This is a genomic window from Legionella sp. 39-23, from assembly GCF_001897665.1.
In the GTDB taxonomy this organism is placed as follows: Bacteria; Pseudomonadota; Gammaproteobacteria; order Legionellales; family Legionellaceae; genus Legionella; species Legionella steelei.
Genome location: NZ_MKTO01000018.1, coordinates 1 through 18,191, shown reverse-complemented (window position 1 = coordinate 18,191; position 18,191 = coordinate 1). Strand labels below are relative to the sequence as shown.

Here is an 18,191-nt window from a genome sequence, read left to right as displayed (position 1 = left end):
TTTAACGGCTTTTTCGAAGTTTAATTCAGTCTACGTTTAATTGGAGTAAAAATGAATAGACAAAAAGGTTTCTCATTAATTGAAATCATGGTTGTTGTTGTTATATTAGGTATCCTAGCTTCTATAGTTGTACCTAAAATTATGGGACGCCCAGATGAAGCGCGAAAAGTAAAAGCCAAGCAAGACGTACTTGCGATACAAAATGCTCTGGATTTATATAAGCTTGATAATGGTAATTATCCATCTACTGATCAGGGCTTAATGGCACTTGTTGAAAAACCCACGTCAAATCCAACGCCAAATAATTGGAAACAATATCTTAAGTCACTCCCCAAAGACCCATGGGGCCGAGACTACTTATATTTAAATCCTGGTCAACATGGTGATGTTGATGTATTCACCTACGGTGCTGAAGGACAACCTGGAGGTACGGGTATTAATGCCGAAATTGGTAACTGGGATGAGAAAAAATAGATTTCTTCAGCAAGAAGCTACCGAGAAAGAAGTGCAAGTAAAAACAGCGCGCAAGGCCAATGTGTATACACAAGTACGTGAGCGTCTATGCTCCATGCAGCGCTCCACGGTAGCAACAGCCCCGAAGAAATCGAATCAAGGTTTTACCCTAATTGAAATCTTGATTGTTTTAGTGATTATAGGCATCACCTTTGGTTTTGCCTTGATTGCTTTTGGTGATTTTGGTGAAAGTCGACGTGTCTTGTTTTCTGCGGAACAATTAGCCAATACACTGCGTCTAGCACAACAGCAGGCCATTTTAGAAACCGGTACACTTGGTTTGCGAATTGATAATATCAGTTATCAGGTTTTACAACTCAATAATAATGCTCAATGGAAACCCATTTCCGAAAAAGGGGTGTTTAAAATGACTTATTTTCCCCAAGGCACACATATTACTTTGAAAACCAATAACGCCACTTCGATAGGCACTCCTGCCATTATTATCTCTGCAAGTGGTGATATGACCCCTTTCACTTTGAATTTTGGAATCAAGCAGGAAAATTTAGGCTCATTGATTGGCAAACGTAATGGCGAGTTACAACTTAATTTGGTACGCACTAAATGAGTACACAATCAAATAAGTCAGGGTTCACTTTAATAGAGGTATTATTAGCACTTTCTATAATAGCAATTGCATTAACTGCCCTGCTTAAAGCAATATCACAAAATGTAGAAACAACTCGTCGCGTTAAAGAAAAGACAGTGAGCCATTGGGTAGCTATGCAAGGTGTGGCGATGATTCAGCTCAATTTATTACAGATTAATCAAAGCCAAGAAACAACTCAGGATACAACCATGTTGGGAGAACACTGGTACTGGCGAGCCAAAGTAAGTTCGACGCCACAAAAAAATATTCAAAAAATAGTGATATCAGTGAGCAAAGAAAAATCAAGTCAGTTTAGAAAAGAACTACAAGCGTTCCGGTATGTATCATGAAAAAGAATATCAATTCAGCAGTGCTTCATGGTTTTACTCTCATTGAAATTTTAATCGCGCTTGCTGTGTTTGCCATTTTGGCAACAATTACTTCTTCCGTTTTGTATAATGCATTTACAACACGCACCCGAGTCAATGAGCAAAGTGAACGTTTAAATGAGTTGCAACTTGCGATAAGTCTCATTCAACAAGATACAAGCCAAACAGTGGAGCGTCCTATTCGTAGCAATGATATGCGCTTGTTATCTGCGTTTATAGGGCAAACAAGCTACGTAGAGTTCACTCGTGATGGGGATGTAAACCCTGGTAACATCGAAAAGCGTAGTACACTAAAGCGGGTTGCTTATGTCTGTCAGCAAGGCGCTTTAATTCGCAGAACCTGGAGCACGCTTGATAGAATCAATCAAAATATTTATGAAGATAAGTCTTTGTTGACTCGCCTTACTCATTGTCATTTCGGTTATTTAAATCAAAATTTACAGATACTGCCTGAATGGAGAGAACAAGCTGTAGGCTCAAACCAAAGTAAAGAGCCCTTTCCCAAAGCCATACAGGTAAATATGACTTTGCAAGACCAGGGCGAAATCACTTTACTTTTTATTCTACCAGGTGCGCTTTATGCTACGAACTAAAATAAAAGGTAGTGCCCTCCTCACTGCCCTGTTTATTATGACTCTAGTTGCAATTGTCGCCACCGCAATGAGTACCAAGGTGCAATTAGACATTTACCGTACAAGACTGATAGTCACTCACGATAGGCTCTATCTTGCTTCACAAGCGGTTACTTTTTGGGCTATGGGCCAATTAGCAGATAAAAAGAATAAATTTAATAAAGCGACACCTCAGGGAATTGTCAGCATTTATCCGCCTACTATGGAAAACTTTTACAACACTGTTGCATTGAAAGGTGCGCTTTATGATTTACAGGCCCAATATAATGTGAATAACTTAGGAAATAGAAAATCGATGCTAGGTTTTACAAATCTTATCAGCGCTGCCATGCCACAAAATGCTGAATCAGAAAAAGTAAAGTTAGCATTAGCAATTAATGATTGGATCTCCACTTATGATCTCGCACGAGGTAAAGATAACTATTTATCCTATTACACGAATCAAAAACCTCCCTATTATCCCAGTCATCAGCTCATGAGCAGTAAGTCTGAATTGCGTCTAGTCAAAGACGTGAATGCGCCACTTTATTTAGCACTAGAGCCGTTAATTACTGCCTTACCTGAAGCCACGCCAATTAATATTAATACAGCCCCCATCAAAGTACTCAAATCACTAGGTAGCGGCATGAAGGAAACTCAGCTTAATGAACTAATCAAGGTAAGAAAAGAAGAGGGAATTAAAGACTTAGCAAAAATCTCAGAATTACTCAAAAAACTTGATATAGCTAGTGATCAAATAACTCTAGAGAGTAGTTACTTCCTCAGTGTAGCCAACGCAACGAGCGATAATCTAAATTTTACCGTATATACCGTGTTGAAAAGAACCAAAGATAAGAATGGAAAAATCTCGGTCAATGTAATTCGACAAAGTTTCAATGTTTATTAGGCTGTTGGCAATTTATCACGCCATACTAACGCGAACATATGTGTGCCGCCTATGCGTACCCGAAAAAATTGACCCGATCTACGTTTGCTATATACAAACATCACTCATTACATTATAAAAGTTTTGCCATCATCGGAAGAAATAGTGGAAGTGAGAGCACCGTTCTGTAATTGTTTCACTCCTTGTTTGAAGTGATTTGTTATTTCTATGCCATGCGCCACAGAACTTATATCGGTTAATGCGTGAATTGAGTGAACTGTCTCTGCAATTGCGGCTGGTGCTTTGGGTTCGTTTACATCTTTAAAACAACAATAAGTAGATAACCATTGAAATAATGGTTTTATATCGCCAACAATAGATTCTGCTACCTGCTGAAACACAGACGGTCCGTTCATTGAGTTTGAAAAACTTGCGGCACAATCACCGGTCGTCATATCCATCGCACAAAATGCAACAGAGCCTTTATTATTTCCCCAATGAAATGCAATAGTCTTTTCTAGATCTCTGCTACTATAAACTCCCATTCCCAAACCCCATTGAATTTGTGTGGTTTCAGGGGAGGTTGTTTGGGGTAGTTCTGATAGAGCACCTGTCAGTAGTGTTGATTTAAGATAATCATTTTTAAAGCAATACTGCAGAAAGGAGATGTAGTCCTCGGCGGTGGTAAGCATAGATCCTGCAGGAATCCCAGGTGTATTGTCTGGTAATGGTGGTAAAGGAGTGAAATGATCATCAGGAGATGGACCCACTTCGTGCGCTTTGGCAACATCTCGACGAATACCATTCAGATAGTCATCTGGCAACTGCCTCTGAAAGGTAGAGCTCTTCATACCAGCTCTTTTAAAAAAATCCTGGGCAATTTCTTCCCATTTTTTTCCCGTTTTTTTCTCAACAACCTCTTTTAAAAAATCAAGTGCTACTCCTGAATAGGTAAATCGAGTATTAGGTATTTCGATAAACTTTGTTCCATCATCACCAGGTTGGCCAAAGTTTGCTAGTCCAGAACATTGTCCTATGACCATACGAGTTGTAAGCGTTCGATAATGAGGATCTTTTGTAAGCTCTGGGGGGCCATATTCAGTAATAAGTGCCAAAGGGGTGTCTAAGTCCCATTGACCTTGATGAACCAAATCTAAAATAATAGCTGATGATACCGGCTTACTTAAAGATGCTGCTTGGAATAAAGTATTTGTATCAACAGTACTTGGTGCTGAGGTGTCAGTCTTTCCATAAGCTACAGCATTGCGTGTGCCTTTTTGACACCAAGACAACGATAATGCAGGAGTATTTGCATTATTAAGCATTTCTTTCATTAACTCCTGTCGTTCTAGCATAAAACACCACTTCAGCTCATAGAAATGATCTCTTCGATCATGAGCCCTTAAATTACAATAGTATTTATTTTAAACAGTAATAAAGAATATCATTATTGCACTTTAACAATTTTTACAAAAAGTTAACAATCCAGGATATGTGCTAGACACGTATATGCTCGCGTAAATGAATGTTGCACTCCAAGAGTGCAATTATTTTTCTTTTTTAGGTGGCTTAAAGTTATTGTTTTGAGATATTTCTTTGGCCAACTCATTCCCTGCTTTAACGTCCGCATCAGATAGTTTATTTTTCAACATCTTCAGCTCTTTTATTGCTTCCTGATTTTTGCTCTGTGCCGCAATCTTAAACAAGGCATAAGCTTTTATCCAATCTTTATCAACACCCAATCCAGCAAGGTACATATAACCTAATTTGGCTTGTCCAACTGGATTTCCTTGAGCAGCAGATTTAGTAAACCAATATGCCGCTTGTTCGTAATCCTTATCAATTCCAGTTCCTGTTAGAAGTAATTGCCCCATTTCGACTTGCGCTTCAGATTGTCCGCTAAGCGCTGCAGCCTGGTACCAGTATGCAGCTTTTTGTGGATCTGCCTCAACGCCATAGCCTTTAAGATAGTAATAAGCCAGATAAGTTTCTGCTTTGACATGTCCCTGATTGGCTGCCTGGGAAAACCAATAAAATGCTAGTTTATCATCTTGAGCAACACCTGGTTGTTGTCCGGTATACAAAAGACCTAAGCTATACTCAGCTCGCACATCACCCTGCTCTGCAGCTTTCTGATACCAATATAAAGCCTTATTAATATCTTTTGTAGTTCCTTCACCCAAAATGTAGTCATAGGCAAGATTTACCTGTGCTTTACTGTATCCTTGCTTTGCAGATTTTTCGAACCACTCGAAGGCAGTTTTTTTATTTTCTTTAACACCATCACCCGTTACATACATTAGACCAATGTTTCTCTGTGCGATCGCATTACCTTGGTTTGCTGACTTCATATACCATTTAAATGCCTCTGGAAAATTTTGCTTTACTCCTTGTCCCAGATCGTACATAAAACCGAGACTCAGTTGTGCCAAAGCATTATTTTTATCCGCTGATTTTTGATACCAACTTATTGCTTCAGTATAGTTTTTAGCGATACCTTCACCGTATTGATACATGCGGCCAACTAAATACATGGCCTCAGGATTTCCATCCCGTGCTGATTGCATTAAATAAGGATAAGCAGTGGTGTAATCTCCATTTTCATAGGCTGCAAAACCAACAATCTCACTCCCTGCAAAAGCAGTATTCACTACCAGCAATGCTGCCAAAATTACCCTGCGCATGCCGTTGTCTCCGATCAATCCTCTTACCTAAAGCGTAGAATAAAGAATCAACAAAGCAAGTAACAATGATTTTAATAAGGACACAATGCCATTTAAATAGACCGAGGAAATTATAATAAGTGCTGTCTTTGTCAAGCGCACACTTACGTTTACATCAATGAGCACACCCAAGTGCATTGTGTAAATTTTTTTGAGATTTTCTTGCAGGATATACACAGGACATTAAGTCCTGAGGTATCCACATTTTCGCTCGCCTCTCTCCTTAGGATGAGGGGAAATAAAAAAGTGAGAATACCTCAGGTATTAAATCCTGAACTTATTTTCCGGCAATCATCATTTTTTCAATTAATACGGATCCACATCGTGTTGCAATATTTGGATTAATATCGTTACCTACAGCAAGAATGGCTTTGAATATATCCTTTAAATTCCCTGCAATAGTAATTTCATCAACTGGATATTGGATTTTACCATTTTCAATCCAATAGCCGCTGGCGCCCCGTGAATAATCACCCGTTACAATATTTACTCCTTGTCCCATCAATTCGGTAACCAATAACCCTTTGCCCATTATTTTTAATACATCGGCCAGATCGCCTGCTGTAGGATCAATTGTTAAATTATGAACTCCATCGGCATTTGCAGTGGTTTTTAATCCCATTCTGCGAGCAGAATAACTACCTAATGTGTATTGCATCACACGACCATTTTCAACCAGAATATTAGGCCGTGTTGGAACTCCTTCACTATCAAATGGGGAACTACCCAAAGCACCTAGTAAGTGAGGCTGCTCATAAATACGAATAAACTCTGGAAATACTTGTTGCCCTATAGAATCCAACAAGAACGTATTTTTTCTATAAAGATTTGAACCACTAATTGCACTAATAAAACTTGCAAATAAACCACTAGAAATACGTGACGAAAAAATAACAGGGGTTGCTTGAGTTGCAATCTGCCGTGCATCTAAACGACTTATCGCGCGATCAACGGCATTTTTTGCAATAATATAAGGGTCAACTAAATCTTGTGAATTACGTACCGTTGTATAGTCATAATCACGTTGCATTTCCTCGCCTGATTTTGCAATTAAGGAGCAACTTAGCCCATGACGGGTACTATGGATGAATCCAGATCCACCATGTGTATTAGCAAATCCATGATGTGATTCATAAGACGATACGTTCACACCATCTGAATTAGTTATTCGCTTATCTAGTGATAATGCATATTTTTCACATTTTAAAGCCATTTCAATTGCTTGTTGTGGATTTATATCCCAAGGATGATATAAATCAAGATCTGGATGATTTTTAGACATCAATTCTTTATCTGCTAGTCCAAAACATGGATCTTCGGCACTGACTCGCGCGATGTCACATGCTGCTTTTACCATTGCCTCCAAAGCTGCAGGTGACGTATCTGTACTACTTGCCCCACCTTTACGTTGGCCAATATAAACCGACAAACCAACACCTTTATCCTCGCTAAATGCAACAGTTTCAACCTCTCCCATACGCACATCAACTGAAAAACCCTTATCATTATTTACTGCGACCATAGCGTCAGTTGCGCCTTCTTTTTTAGCAAGTTCAAGCACCTCATTCATCAAACGGGTTAAATCTGTTGTTGACTTATGTGCTTCACTATTGTTATGTTGCGTTTTTATTTGCATAAGAGATTCCGTGGTATTGAATGATGTACATAAGGATACAATAACATGTCTTCACAAACCAATGTTTATCCTGCAAACAAATCATATTTGTTCCGTTTACTCTTTGTTCTTTGTATCGTCTTTACACCCCTTCATTCTTCCTATGCTGAAGGATACTGGCGTAAATTAAGTGCCGGCATTGAATATCAGGATCTTTCTGGTGGTATTCTTTCACCCTGGGCACATATTTATGCATTTCGTATTGATCTCAATAAAAATAAACTGGCCTTGATCAGCGCCAAAAAACTATCCTTAAAAAATGCCTCTGCAGATCAATTTGCTGAACACAGTAAAGCTCTTTTGAGTATTAATGGGGGTTTTTTTGATCATGAATTTAACCCACTTGGTCTAAGAATCAATAATAAGAAATTAATCAATCCTTTAAAACGAATTAGTTGGTGGGGAATTTTTTACGTAAAAAATAATACAGCGAATATTTCCAGCTTAAACCGTTTTAGCCATGACAGTGATATTGATTTTGCCATTCAAAGTGGACCACGATTATTAATTAAAGGAAAAATCCCCTCCCTCAAACCAGGCATAGCTGACCGTTCTGCGCTTGGAATCACTGCTGATGGGAGAGTCATTATTCTGGTTTCAACTAATACAGCAATGACTACGAACAAGCTTGCTCAATTACTTAAATCCCCGCCCTTATCGTGTATTGATGCGATTAATCTGGACGGAGGAAGCTCAAGCCAACTTTATGCTCACATTGGCTCATTCTTGCTAAATGTTCACGGCTTTTCTAATGTCAGTGATGCAATTATTGTAAAAAAACGTAATTAAGGTTAGCCGTTAATCGTAACTGATTTTTTCTTTCATAGTTTCCTCAAGTTACGGTTTACCCTAATCCAGGATACATCTCTTTTATAAAGAACAATGTGAATAAACCCACAACTTATCCACAATATACTCCCATATTATTCTCTTGACCATTAAGCAAAAACACATTATCTTGTTATTTTACACCAAGAACAACCCAATATGTTGTGCTATAATCAGATTAATAGTGAATAAATTTAGTTGCCTGTTAATAATAAAATAACAATAAAAATGCGTGGAGGAAAAATGTCCGCAACTCTTGATCCGGTAAATGATGTACCGCAAGCGAGTCAACTGGAATTGACCGCTAATGCCCCTGGTATATTAAAAACCATTAAGCGCAATGGTAAAGTAGTAAATTATGATGATTCGAAAATTAAAGTGGCAATCACTAAGGCATTTATTGCTGACGAAGGTGGTACAGCCTCTACCTCAGATCGTATTCATCAACAAATTGAAGAACTTACCCATCAAATAACGCAAGTGTTTAAACGTCGCTTACCCAGTGGTGGTGCAGTTCATATTGAGGACATTCAGGATCAAGTCGAATTAGCACTCATGCGCACTGGTCATTACAAAGTTGCGCGCGCTTATGTGTTGTACCGAGAAGAACATCGTAAAGCACGCGCAAATGAATTAAAACAGCAAGCTAATGATAATAAATCCCTTTTAATTACAATGCCTGATGGTGAATTAAAGCCATTAGATATTGAGCGCTTGAACACGATTGTTGATGAAGCATGTCGTAATTTAGAACATGTTCAAGCAGAGCCTGTCATCAAAGACGCAATGCGCAACCTTTACAATCAAGCAAAATTTGAAGATGTGCACAAAGCCTTGATTATGGCAGCACGCACATTGGTTGAAAAAGAGCCGAACTATACCTATGTCAGTGCCCGCTTGTTATTAGACAGCTTGCGTATAGAAGCACTCGCTAAATTAGAAATCCAAGCAGATGCAACCTTTGATGAGATGAGTAAACTCTATCCAGCTTATTTCAAAGTGTATATTGCTCATGGCATCAAACAAGGAATGCTGGATGCGAAAATGGCCGACTTTGATTTAGAAAAACTCGGCAAAGCCCTGTTACCTGAACGCGATATGAAGTTCAGTTATTTGAGTTTACAAACCTTATATGATCGTTACTTCATTCATGACCATGGCGTACGTTATGAATTGCCTCAGGCATTCTTTATGCGTGTTGCTATGGGATTAGCTATGCGTGAACAAGATAAAGATAATAAAGCCATTGAGTTTTATCAATTGCTGTCTTCTTTTGATTACATGTCATCAACACCGACTCTGTTTAATTCAGGGACCGTTAGACCTCAATTATCCAGTTGCTACTTGACTACTGTTCCTGATCATTTGGATGGTATTTATAGTGCCATTAAAGATAATGCCCTGCTTTCCAAATATGCTGGCGGTTTGGGTAATGACTGGACTCCAGTTCGTGCAATGGGTTCACACATTAAAGGCACCAATGGGAAGTCACAAGGCGTAGTTCCTTTCTTAAATGTTGCTGACGCAACCGCAGTTGCAGTCAACCAAGGTGGTAAGCGCAAAGGAGCAGTCTGTGCTTATCTGGAATGCTGGCATAAAGATGTAGAAGAGTTCCTTGAGTTAAGAAAAAATACTGGGGATGATCGTCGTCGTACGCACGATATGAATACTGCATTGTGGATACCTGATTTATTTATGGCTCGTGTACGTGAAAATGGGGATTGGACTTTATTCTCACCTGATGAAGTACCTACTTTGCATGATCAATATGGCAAAGCCTTTGAAGCACTCTATCGTGAGTATGAAGAAAAAGCACGTCAAGGTCTCATAAAAAATGCAAAAACATTATCTGCAGTCAAGCTGTGGCGTAAAATGTTATCCATGCTTTTTGAAACTGGCCATCCATGGATGACCTTTAAAGATCCATGCAACTTACGTTCACCACAACAACATGCTGGTGTCGTTCATAGCTCGAATTTGTGTACGGAGATTACGCTAAATACCTCCGAAGAAGAGATTGCTGTATGTAATCTGGGCAGTGTCAATCTTCCTGCGCACATCACAAAGGGCAAGCTGGATACTGAAAAATTAAAGCGCACCATTAAAACAGCTATTCGTATGCTGGATAACGTCATTGATATTAACTATTACTCTGTGCCACAAGCACGTAACTCCAACTTGAAGCATAGACCAATTGGTTTAGGCTTAATGGGATTCCAAGATGCTTTGTATGAATTAAAAATTGATTATGCTTCCCCAGAAGCTGTGGAGTTTGCAGACTCATCCATGGAGTTAATCAGTTATTATGCAATTGAAGCCTCTTGTGATTTGGCTGCAGAACGAGGTAGTTATTCCAGTTACGAAGGTTCTTTATGGAGTAAAGGCATACTACCAATTGATTCTATTAACCTGCTACAACAAGCACGTAACAAATACTTAGAACAAGATCGTTCACAACGTTTAGACTGGGAAAGTTTACGCATTAAAGTGCGTACCCAGGGAATGCGTAACTCCAATGTGATGGCTATAGCACCTACAGCTACAATTTCTAATATTTGTGGCGTATCACAATCCATTGAGCCTACGTACCAGAACTTGTATGTCAAATCCAATTTGTCCGGAGAATTCACTGTCGTAAATCCTTATTTGGTTGCGGATTTGAAAGCCTTGAATCTTTGGGATGAAGTAATGGTCAATGATTTGAAATACTTTAATGGTAGCGTACAACCAATCAGCCGTATTCCTGCTGACTTAAAACAACGTTATGCCACTTCCTTTGAAATTGACCCCATTTGGTTAGTTGATGCGGCTTCTCGTCGTCAAAAATGGATCGATCAAGCACAGTCATTGAACATCTACATGGCTCAACCATCAGGTAAAAAACTGGACCAACTCTACATGCATGCATGGATACGTGGATTAAAAACTACTTATTATTTGCGTAGCTTAGGTGCATCCAACGCAGAGAAATCCACAGTGACTGATGGTGCACTCAATGCGGTTAAAATAGCGGAGGAACCTAAGGTATGCTCCATTCTCGATCCAGACTGTGAAGCGTGCCAATAATCAGGAGAATTTAAATGTCAGAAAATATCATACAACAACAAGATATAATTCATACTGGTGCAACAGGATATGAACCTCTTGAAATGGGCGCAGCACGTATTCACGTTGATGATAAACGTATCATCAACTGCCGGGCTGACTTAAACCAACTCGTCCCTTTTAAATATAAATGGGCTTGGGATAAGTATTTAACTGCTTGTGCAAACCACTGGATGCCCAATGAAATCAACATGAGCGCTGACGTGGCGCTCTGGAAAGATCCTAATGGACTTACAGAAGCCGAGCGTTTGATTATCAAACGTAATTTGGGATTTTTCTCAACAGCAGATTCATTGGTTGCGAATAATCTGGTACTCGCCGTTTATCGACATATTACGAATCCTGAATGCAGACAATACTTATTACGTCAGGCATTTGAGGAAGCATTGCATACGCATGCGTACCAATACGTCATTGAAAGTTTGGGACTTGATGAAGCAGAAGTCTTTAATATGTATCGTGAAATCCCATCCGTAGCGACTAAAGCCGCTTGGGCATTACCCTTTACTCAAAGCTTGGGTGATGAAACATTCCATACCGGTAGCATACAAGATGACCAGCGCTTATTGCGTGATTTAATTGCCTTCTATGTAATATTTGAAGGAATCTTCTTCTATGTTGGTTTCACACAAATCCTCTCCATGGGGCGTCGCAATAAAATGGTAGGAACTTCAGAGCAGTTCCAATATATTTTGCGTGATGAATCCATGCATATGAATTTCGGTATTGATGTCATCAACCAAATTAAAATTGAGAACCCACATTTATGGACACCTGAATTCAAAGAAGAAATAATCCAACTGATCCGTCAAGGTGTGGAAATGGAGTATCAATATGCCAAAGACACCATGCCTCAAGGCATATTGGGAATGAATGCAGAAATGTTTGAAGAATACATACACTTCATTGCGAACCGTCGTTTAAACCAAATTGGATTGCAAGAACAATACCCTGGTGCTGAAAACCCATTCCCCTGGATGAGTGAAATGATGGACTTGAAAAAAGAGAAAAATTTCTTTGAAACTCGCGTCATTGAATATCAAGCAGGTGGTACTTTAAGCTGGGATGACGAAGATTAATTCTTTTATTAAACCGATAGTCTACGTACCGTGCTTTATGCGCGGTACGTAGAAATGATCATAGTCCCCTCGTAATTCAAGTAACGACATCTCAATAAAATTCACTCCTTCAACAAGTAAAAAAGATGGCATTTTTCTTTACTATATTCCTATAGTACAATCTTAAAGCAGTCGAATACAAAATCGACAAGCACAAATGGAATTGTTTATTTAATCTGGCACAACACATGAGGTGACCTATGGCCAAGAACAAGGAAGATGATACTAATTATAGCTTTTTACTCAAATACATGGCTGCACTCACTACCGCAGCTCTAGTTGCAGCAGGAATTATTGCCGCAGTAATACTAAAATCTGCTGCAGCAGCCACTACAGCAATCGCTGCGAAAACCCTGCTTTTATCACCCTTTGCTTTTACACCTGTAGCCCCAATTGCATTGATTGCGGTTGGACTCTTATTTGTATTGCCCTTTTTATTTGGTTGTAACAACAACACGCAGACTACGATAAGAACGACCACAACTCCTGGGTATAGAGGTTACGGAGGATACAGAGGGTACAGAAATTATAGTTTTTATTCCACTGATCCTGGCTATTCTTCTTATTATGATACCGATGCCAATAGTAGCGTATACATCGGTAGCGAACGCTCACACGGACATCCTTCTTCTCAAGGTACTATTCCTGTGCACGATAGCATGCACAGTCATAGCCACAATGGAAGTCATACACATGGTCATGATGGCAACCATACGCATGGTCATGATGGCGCTCATAGGCCTTTTTAAATGAGTTCATTTCCCAATAATCAATGTTCTTGTAGCCTGGGTGGAACGAACGTGAAACCCGGGTTTCGGTCCTTTGGACCTTCACCCAGGCTACCCGTTGTTGTCAAAAAATAAACATAGGCCCCAGCAATGTAACTGGAGCTTCTCTACATTTTAGATAATGTATATTCGTGGGCACATACATTTTATTTTATCCTCACAAAGAGGAAATACCCATCTTTTTGTGCTATAATTAACCAATCGTATTTTATGTAAAAATACTACTTATGGACATATGAAAAGTAGGAGGGATTCAAAATGAAAATTTTACTAACAACGTTACTATTAACATTCACTACAGCTGCATTAGCTGACGACAGTGTGATTGTCACACAAACCAAAAGTTGGCAAAGTGTTCCTATCACTGTAAATGAACAGGCTCATACTTATACAATTGAAAAAGGAGTCGCGTTGCCTGAAGGTGAGTTTTATTATACTTACCCTGGTTACCGTTGTTTAAAAGAGAAAAAAGACATTGTCGGTGTTAACGCACTCATATTCCGTGCTGGTATTCCAGGTGGAAACAATATATATTGTTATTCAGAGTAAACTCCACTAAAGCTCTATATAAAGCATAGCCGAGATAATTCTCGGTTACGCTCTTTATAAAACCATTCCATTTACCTGACTGTCCCAAAGCCTTTTGAAATAGCCCTGCTCCTTATTTACTAATTCGTTAAAAGTCCCTTCTTCAATAATCGCCCCACCCTCCATCACTACAATTCGATCCATGTGTCGAATTGTAGACAATCTATGAGCAATTGCTATGACCGTGGCATTGTTTTGTTCGAGCATTGCATTAATTGATTGTTGAATTTCTTGTTCTGACAGCGTATCCAGACTTGAGGTCGCTTCGTCTAAAACCACAAGTGACGCATTTTTCAAAAAAGCACGTGCAATTGCAATACGTTGACGCTGTCCTCCAGAAAGCTTCACGCCACGCTCACCAACTAAGGTGTCATATTTTTCTGGCAATAATTCAATAAAATCATCGATATTCGCCATCGCAGCAGCGCGCTTTATCTCCTCAAGTGTTGCATTTTCTTTCGCATAACCAATGTTCTCCCCGATAGAACGGTGAAAAAGCATAATATCTTGGGGAATAAGCGCTATTTGCTGGCGCAAAGAATCTGAAGTAATCTCAGAAATCGATTTATCATCGATTAAGATTTGTCCCTCAGTTGGCCTAAAATTCTTGAGTAATAAAGAAATCAGTGTTGACTTACCTGCACCAGAATGACCAACCAAGCCAATTTTTTCTCCTGGTTTGATTAATAAATTAAGATTCTTAAATACAGAAGTTCCTTCGCCATATGCAAAAGAAAGCTTGCGAAACTCAATTTTCCCCTGATGTATTGAGTATGCTTGTGCATGGTGTTCATCAATCTCATCATGTGGCATCGCTAAAATACTAAAAGATGATTTGAAATCCCCTATTTCTTTTAAAAACGTACACAGACTGCTCATAAGTGCCCATAAATCAAAAGAAATAGCAATGGCAGTGAGCATGACAAACAAAAAGTCTCCTGTAGAGATCACCCCATGTGTTCGTAGATAAATCATAAATATAAAAATGGCAATCAGCATGAACCAATAAAGTACGGATCCAACAACATTAAATTTAAAATCATACTGATAAAGGGCAATTTGCCGAGGCACAAAATCATCTGACATCAGCTCATTCACCCGTCGATGCTCGGCACGTCGTTTTGCGAAATAAAATAGAGAAAAAATATTGGTAATATTATCTGAAAAAGACCCCATGACCTGGTGTTTGCTCTCTGCCATATCATTCGACAGTTGATTCAATTTAAGCGCCATGGGCAGCATGATTATCATAACCAACACACACCAAGCCAACATAAAACAAAACACACTGAAATTGACAACCAGCAAGACAAAAACAGAAACAACAACGACACAAAGATGTTTTCCAACAATATGATGAAGATTGGCGAACACACTATCGTATCCATCCAATAACCCTTTCAGTTTACTAAGTACCGTACCACTAGGCGTATTTTGAAAATAGGTATACGAATGATGCTGTACATAATTGTAAGCAGAAGATAACAATCTTTGCCGTGCATATGGCTCTGCCTTCCATTCAGCAAAATCACTAATGCGCCAAACAACATCCAATACAATTTGTGCGGTGATAAACAGCACAATAGGAAACACTAATTGGTAGTATGAAGTGATCGTTTCATTAGAAAATGCATCAACCAGCAGTTTAAAAGAATAATTATTCGCAAAAATATAAAACGCGGTGAGCAACGGTGCCTGAAACATTAAAACATACCACCAGCGATATGGTTTAATGACTTGCCATAAAAAATTCCAGGCTGAATGAAATGGATGTTTTAGATCGAAAGTGTCCATTACAGATGCTCAAAAAAATAGGCATTTCATTATACCATAATTAACATGCAAAATGATCACAATTAATTCATTTTCGATGCATTCATAACTTCGGAAGTTGTTATTTTTCAAGGATAACGGTAGACTTACCGCGTCAATCAAGGTCCCGGTGGCACAGCTGGATAGCGCAGCCCCCTCCTAAGGGGCAGGTCGGAGGTTCAAATCCTCTCCGGGACGCCAATAGAATCAATAGGTTAGAATTCGCCCAGATTAAAATGAAATTACAGGGTGAGCTCAGGGTGCAAACTGAATGTGTAATAATAAATTTGATTGTATGTCCATAGAAGATGATATACATTCCCCCGAACTCGTCGGACTTATTAATAATTAAAATTTCCTATAAAATATGCTTCAAATTGATGGTTCGAAGTACAAATGGAAACTGTATTATTAGAAACAAATGCAATAAACGCATGTTTTTATAAGGGTTACTCAGGAAAACAACTAGCAAACATACTATTGGATAAAAAACTATTACCAATTGTAAATTCTCATACATGTTATGAAATCCGGATCCTCAAGTAATTCTGCCTGAGCAAGCGCAAGTACCCAATTTATAATTTCTACCCTACTAATAAAGAGTATAAGGATTCCACTTACAATTTCAAAAAAGGCATGTAATCCTTTTAAAAGTAATACTCATCTTAAATAGAATGTGAAATAGATGCGCCTTTTTGTCCATTTTTAAAAGTTCCAAATAGAAGTCTTTGTCCTTATCTATTTGAGCTTAATTATTTATGATAATAACTATTCAAAGCTTTAATAAAACGCATATTTTGTTCTTTTGTTCCGATAGTTACTCTAAGGTAATTATCCATTTTATAATAATATAATGGTCTGACTATAATCCCTCTGTCTAAAAGATGATTATAGAGTTGTGCGCTATTTCCCTTGCAATCAAAGGTAAGAAAATTAGCGGCTGAAGGCAAATAGCTAATGTTCAGACTTTCAAAACTTTCACGTATTTGTTGCATCCCTTCCTCATTTGTTTTCAAGCTTAAATTAATAAATTCCTCATCATCTAAAGCTGCATTTGCAGCAATCAAAGCAGCCTGATTAACAGAAAATGGTAGTTGTATGCGATGTAACATATCAATGATTGATGGATGAGCTAATGCATATCCCAAGCGTAAACCAGCCAACCCATATATTTTAGAAAAAGTACGGGTAATCACTAAATTTGAGTGATCTACAAGCCAATCAATACTGTTACAGTTATATTGAGATGCTGCAAATTCAAAATAAGCTTCGTCAATAACTAATAAAGTGCTTTCAGGAATATTTTCTAGTATTTTTTTTATTTTCTCCCGATCTATAAGTATCCCAGTAGGATTATTAGGATTGGCTAAAAAAATGATACTAGTTTGTGTATTACAGGCTTCAATCAGATTATTGATATTGACTTCCCAGTCAACATTAATTGCCACAGAATGAAAAGGTATGTTCAATGCGATAGCTAAAAGAGCATAGGAGCAAAAAGCATAGTCATGCAAAAGAATATGTTTCCCAAGATGCAAAGTAAACGTTTTTAAAAGTAGAGAAAATATATGATCTGAACCATTACTCAACAATAGTTGATTGTCATTTACTTTTAGTTTCTTTGCTAACTTCGATTTTAAAGGATGGTTATTTGGTGATGGGTAAGTAGATAACATTTTAAAAGTCATTTGATGTAAGGCAGCTAATGCTTTAGGGCTGCATCCTAAAGGATTTTCATTACTTGCCATCTTAATGATGTTTTTAATTCCTTTTTCACGCGCCAGTTCATCAATAGATTTTGCTGAACTGTAGGATACTAGAGAGCGTATCCCTGAGTGAGGTAATTGCTGAAAATTAACTGGCATATATTGCCCCTTTAAAATAATAAATAATAGCTATCTCAGATTTTTATTCCTATGAAATTTGGAAATAGTATATTTTTTGGAGTAGCTTTACGTTTACTTCCAACGAACCTGATGCCAGTATGGATAAGGCAGAACTTGCTGGCTAATTCCATCTAATTTTTTTACTTGTTTATCGGTTAAACTCCATCCAACTGCACCCAAGTTTTGTTGGAGCTGCTCTTCTGTTCTCACTCCGATTATGACACTACAGACTGTCGGTTTTTGTAAAAGCCAATTTAGTGCAATTTGTGGAATAGTTTTTCCGGTTTCCTCGGAAAGCTCTATTAATGCATCAACTACATTAAATAATATCTCTTCGGAAACTGGTGGGCCTATTTCTTTTGTAGTATGAAGTCGGCTAAGTTTCGGTATTGGTTTACCACGTTGTATTTTTCCGGTTAATCGTGCTCCCCCCAAAGGGCTCCAAATAATAGCACCAACACCTTGATCCAAAGCAAGAGGCATTAATTCATATTCATAATCGCGTCCAATCAGCGAATAATAAACTTGTTGAGCAATATAACGATCAATACCTAAATTATCGGCAATAGCTAAGGACTTCATCAATTGCCAGCCTGAAAAATTGGAGCAGCCGATGACCTTTCCCCCCAAAATAAGACCATGACATTGATGAGATTTCCATTAAAATTACAATATTGGAG

The 18,191-nt window shown here is 38.4% G+C and carries 16 protein-coding genes and 1 tRNA gene; 11 read left to right on the top strand and 6 right to left on the bottom strand.

From position 1 onward, the window contains the following. Positions 1–51: 51 nt before the first annotated feature. The 5 genes from lspG to gspK are packed head-to-tail and all read left to right on the top strand — an operon-like array spanning position 52 to position 3,009. Positions 52–474 carry a GspG family T2SS major pseudopilin variant LspG gene (lspG, locus tag BGO44_RS07115; RefSeq protein WP_273200603.1) on the top strand — a complete coding sequence of 141 codons (423 nt, stop codon included), beginning with the start codon at positions 52–54 and terminating at the stop codon, positions 472–474. Continuing rightward, complete coding sequence (gspH, locus tag BGO44_RS07110; protein ID WP_273200601.1) at positions 461–1,081, top strand: type II secretion system minor pseudopilin GspH; 621 nt, start codon at positions 461–463, stop codon at positions 1,079–1,081. Before lspG ends, gspH begins: the two co-directional genes overlap by 14 nt. Beyond that, on the top strand, positions 1,078–1,452 hold the full coding sequence (gene lspI, locus BGO44_RS07105) for a GspI family T2SS minor pseudopilin variant LspI (protein WP_273200599.1): 375 nt from the start codon (positions 1,078–1,080) through the stop codon (positions 1,450–1,452). Before gspH ends, lspI begins: the two co-directional genes overlap by 4 nt. After that, complete coding sequence (gene lspJ, locus BGO44_RS07100; protein ID WP_058510156.1) at positions 1,449–2,084, top strand: GspJ family T2SS minor pseudopilin variant LspJ; 636 nt, start codon at positions 1,449–1,451, stop codon at positions 2,082–2,084. The genes lspI and lspJ overlap by 4 nt, the downstream gene beginning before the upstream one ends. Further along, on the top strand, positions 2,071–3,009 hold the full coding sequence (gene gspK, locus BGO44_RS07095) for a type II secretion system minor pseudopilin GspK (protein WP_273200597.1): 939 nt from the start codon (positions 2,071–2,073) through the stop codon (positions 3,007–3,009). Before lspJ ends, gspK begins: the two co-directional genes overlap by 14 nt. 107 nt (positions 3,010–3,116) lie before the next feature. Here the strand turns inward: gspK and BGO44_RS07090 are convergent, their stop codons facing one another. The 3 genes from BGO44_RS07090 to pmbA all read right to left on the bottom strand — a co-directional run bounded on the left by BGO44_RS07090 (position 3,117) and on the right by pmbA (position 7,347). After that, complete coding sequence (locus BGO44_RS07090) at positions 3,117–4,343, bottom strand: serine hydrolase domain-containing protein (protein WP_273200596.1); 1,227 nt, start codon at positions 4,341–4,343, stop codon at positions 3,117–3,119. Between the two features lie 192 nt (positions 4,344–4,535). Then, positions 4,536–5,672: a tetratricopeptide repeat protein gene (locus BGO44_RS07085; protein WP_273200594.1), complete on the bottom strand. Its 1,137-nt coding sequence runs from the start codon at positions 5,670–5,672 to the stop codon at positions 4,536–4,538. Between the two features lie 316 nt (positions 5,673–5,988). Then, complete coding sequence (gene pmbA / locus BGO44_RS07080; RefSeq protein WP_058510151.1) at positions 5,989–7,347, bottom strand: metalloprotease PmbA; 1,359 nt, start codon at positions 7,345–7,347, stop codon at positions 5,989–5,991. Positions 7,348–7,392: 45 nt separating this feature from the next. On the opposite strand from pmbA, the gene BGO44_RS07075 reads away from it, so the two are divergent. The 5 genes from BGO44_RS07075 to BGO44_RS07055 all read left to right on the top strand — a co-directional run bounded on the left by BGO44_RS07075 (position 7,393) and on the right by BGO44_RS07055 (position 13,774). Next, positions 7,393–8,175, top strand: a complete 783-nt coding sequence (locus BGO44_RS07075) for a phosphodiester glycosidase family protein (RefSeq protein ID WP_058510150.1) — start codon at positions 7,393–7,395, stop codon at positions 8,173–8,175. Positions 8,176–8,457: 282 nt separating this feature from the next. Next, entirely contained in the window at positions 8,458–11,280 is a 2,823-nt protein-coding gene (locus tag BGO44_RS07070; RefSeq protein WP_273200592.1) for a ribonucleoside-diphosphate reductase subunit alpha, read from the top strand. Positions 11,281–11,294: 14 nt separating this feature from the next. Further along, positions 11,295–12,398 (top strand): ribonucleotide-diphosphate reductase subunit beta, encoded by a 1,104-nt coding sequence (locus BGO44_RS07065; RefSeq protein WP_058510148.1) that lies wholly within the window; start codon positions 11,295–11,297, stop codon positions 12,396–12,398. Between the two features lie 239 nt (positions 12,399–12,637). Continuing rightward, positions 12,638–13,186, top strand: coding sequence for a hypothetical protein (locus BGO44_RS07060; protein ID WP_273200591.1), 549 nt, complete (start codon positions 12,638–12,640; stop codon positions 13,184–13,186). Positions 13,187–13,483: 297 nt separating this feature from the next. Further along, entirely contained in the window at positions 13,484–13,774 is a 291-nt protein-coding gene (locus BGO44_RS07055) for a hypothetical protein (RefSeq protein WP_273200589.1), read from the top strand. 54 nt (positions 13,775–13,828) lie between these two features. Here the strand turns inward: BGO44_RS07055 and BGO44_RS07050 are convergent, their stop codons facing one another. After that, entirely contained in the window at positions 13,829–15,607 is a 1,779-nt protein-coding gene (locus tag BGO44_RS07050) for an ABC transporter ATP-binding protein (RefSeq protein WP_273200586.1), read from the bottom strand. A gap of 142 nt (positions 15,608–15,749) precedes the next feature. Here BGO44_RS07050 and BGO44_RS07045 point away from each other — a divergent pair. Continuing rightward, a tRNA-Arg gene (locus BGO44_RS07045) sits at positions 15,750–15,826 on the top strand. Between the two features lie 551 nt (positions 15,827–16,377). On the opposite strand, the gene hisC is transcribed toward BGO44_RS07045, so the two are convergent. Beyond that, positions 16,378–17,490 carry a histidinol-phosphate transaminase gene (hisC, locus tag BGO44_RS07040; protein WP_273200584.1) on the bottom strand — a complete coding sequence of 371 codons (1,113 nt, stop codon included), beginning with the start codon at positions 17,488–17,490 and terminating at the stop codon, positions 16,378–16,380. 93 nt (positions 17,491–17,583) lie between these two features. Then, entirely contained in the window at positions 17,584–18,141 is a 558-nt protein-coding gene (locus BGO44_RS07035) for an aldo/keto reductase (RefSeq protein WP_273200582.1), read from the bottom strand. Positions 18,142–18,191 lie beyond the last annotated feature (50 nt).